Below are 2055 nucleotides of genomic sequence, written 5' to 3'. Positions count from 1 at the left end.
GTCGCGGCTTTCCGTGATCTCCTTCGCCCCGCCCCGGCACCAGGTGCGGATGAGGTCCTCGGTCATCTCGACATGGCATTGCAATCCGAGGTGCGGCCCTAGCGCGAACGCTTGGTTGTCGCACCACGGGCTGGACAGGATGCGCGTCGCTCCTTCCGGCAGGGTGAACGTCTCGCCGTGCCAGTGAAACGACTCGAAGAAGTCGAGCTCGCCACCGAACCATTCGCGCGCGATCGGCGTATCCGGAACATCGCACCGCCCCCAGCCGATCTCCTTGACCGGATTGCGGCCGACGACGCCACCCAGGGCCTTGGACATGAGCTGCCCGCCGAGACAGTGTCCCAGGACCGGAACTTGCGAATCGACCGCAGCCCGGATGAGCCGCAGCACCGGCGGAATCCAGGGCAGATCGTCGTTGACGCTCATCGGCCCGCCCATGAACACCAGACCGGAAAAGGCATTCGCAGCGACCGGCACTTCTTCGCCTTCGTCGATGCGCACGAGCTGCCAGGGAATGGACTGGCGGTCGAGATACGCTGCCAGATATCCCGGCCCCTCCGTGCGGGCGTGGCGAAAGATGGCGATTGGCCTCATCGGGTTCCTCGTATGATCGACAATTTCCGCATTCTAACCGGCCTGGCACTGGCACTCATCGCCGAGGCGGCGGCCGCGACCGACGTCAACGTGATCGGGCTCTTCCCCAGCAAGGCGGTGGTGGTGGTGAACGGCGGCAAGCCGCGCACGCTGAGTGTGGGCGAAGCCGCACGCGACGGCATCCGGCTGCTGTCGGTGGACGGCGATCAGGCGGTGCTCGAAATCGACGGCAAGCGCCGCAGTCTCGGCATGGGACAGTCGATCTCGGTCGCGCCGGCGAATGGCGGCGACGGCCGTGCACAGGCCACCCTAGGTGCCGACGCGCAGGGCCACTTCATGGCGAGTGGCCAGATCAACGGTCGCAGCGTCCGGTTTCTGGTCGATACCGGCGCGTCCATGATCTCCATGAACGCCTCTGAAGCGAAGCGCCTCGGCGTGAATTACCTCAAGGGTGAGCGCGGCTATGCGCAGACGGCCAACGGACCGGCGACGGTCTACAAGGTTCGGCTCGATACGGTGCGCGTCGGCGACATCAGCGTGAACGACATCGACGCGCTCGTCCACGACGGCAACGCGCTGCCGCTCGTGCTGCTCGGCATGAGCTTCCTCAACCGCGTCGAAATGCGTCACGCCGGGCCGACGATGACGCTCATCAAGCGTTACTGACCCCTGCAGCGGGGTGTGCGCGCAGACGCGCATCTGGGCATTACTCCGGCTTGTCGTCGTCGTCCTTGCCGGATTCCACGAGCGAGAGCAGATGCCCGAAGCGGTTGCGCTTCGTCTGCAGGTAGCGCAGGTTGGCGTGGCGCGGCGGCACCTCGACCGGCACGCGCTCGGACACGATCAGGCCGTATTCCTCCAGCGCCCGCACCTTGTCGGGGTTGTTCGTCATCAGACGCACGTTGCGCACGCCGAGATCGAACAGGATGTGCGCACCGATACTGTAGTCGCGCATGTCGGCCGCGAAACCCAGCTCGTGGTTGGCCTCCAGCGTGTCGTGTCCCTTGTCCTGCAGCGCGTAGGCGCGCACCTTGTTGAGCAGGCCGATGCCGCGCCCTTCGTCGAACATGTAGACGATCACGCCGCGCCCGGCTTCCTGCACCAGCCGCATCGCCGCCTCGAGCTGCTCGCCGCAGTCGCAGCGCTCGCTGCCGAAGACGTCCCCGGTGAGACACTGTGAGTGCAGCCGCACCAGCACCGGCTCGGTGCCGGCGACATCCCCCTTCACCAGTGCGACATACAGCGTCGACTCCAGATCGTCGCTGTAGACCATCAGCTCGAACTGCCCGCCGTGGCGGGTGGGCAGCCTGGTTTCCGCCCTGCGCCGGATCAGTCGCTCGTGGCGGCGGTACTCGACGAGATCGGCGATGCGCAGAATGCGCACGTCGTGCTTGGCGGCGAAGCGCTCGAGCTCCGGCATGCGCGCCATCGTGCCATCGGCATTCATGATCTCGCAGATGA

3 protein-coding genes are annotated in these 2055 nt (G+C 66.1%); 1 reads left to right on the top strand and 2 read right to left on the bottom strand.

Features of this window, described 5'->3' with window-relative positions:
* The coding region (locus JNK68_07020; protein ID MBL8540108.1) for a type 1 glutamine amidotransferase at positions 1–594 on the bottom strand (594 nt) is incomplete at its 3' end.
* Positions 595–606: 12 nt separating this feature from the next.
* On the opposite strand from JNK68_07020, the gene JNK68_07015 reads away from it, so the two are divergent.
* The gene (locus JNK68_07015) at positions 607–1260 is read left to right on the top strand and encodes a TIGR02281 family clan AA aspartic protease (GenBank protein MBL8540107.1); all 654 of its coding nucleotides are present in this window, start codon (positions 607–609) and stop codon (positions 1258–1260) included.
* A gap of 40 nt (positions 1261–1300) precedes the next feature.
* Here JNK68_07015 and ribA read toward each other — a convergent pair.
* A partial coding sequence (gene ribA / locus JNK68_07010; GenBank protein MBL8540106.1) for a GTP cyclohydrolase II occupies positions 1301–2055 on the bottom strand: 755 nt, incomplete at its 5' end.

The sequence above is a fragment of the Betaproteobacteria bacterium genome (assembly GCA_016791345.1).
Classification (GTDB): domain Bacteria; phylum Pseudomonadota; class Gammaproteobacteria; order Burkholderiales; family JAEUMW01; genus JAEUMW01.
The sequence above is the reverse complement of the archived record's forward strand: the minus strand, read 5'-3'. Positions and strand labels throughout refer to the sequence as shown.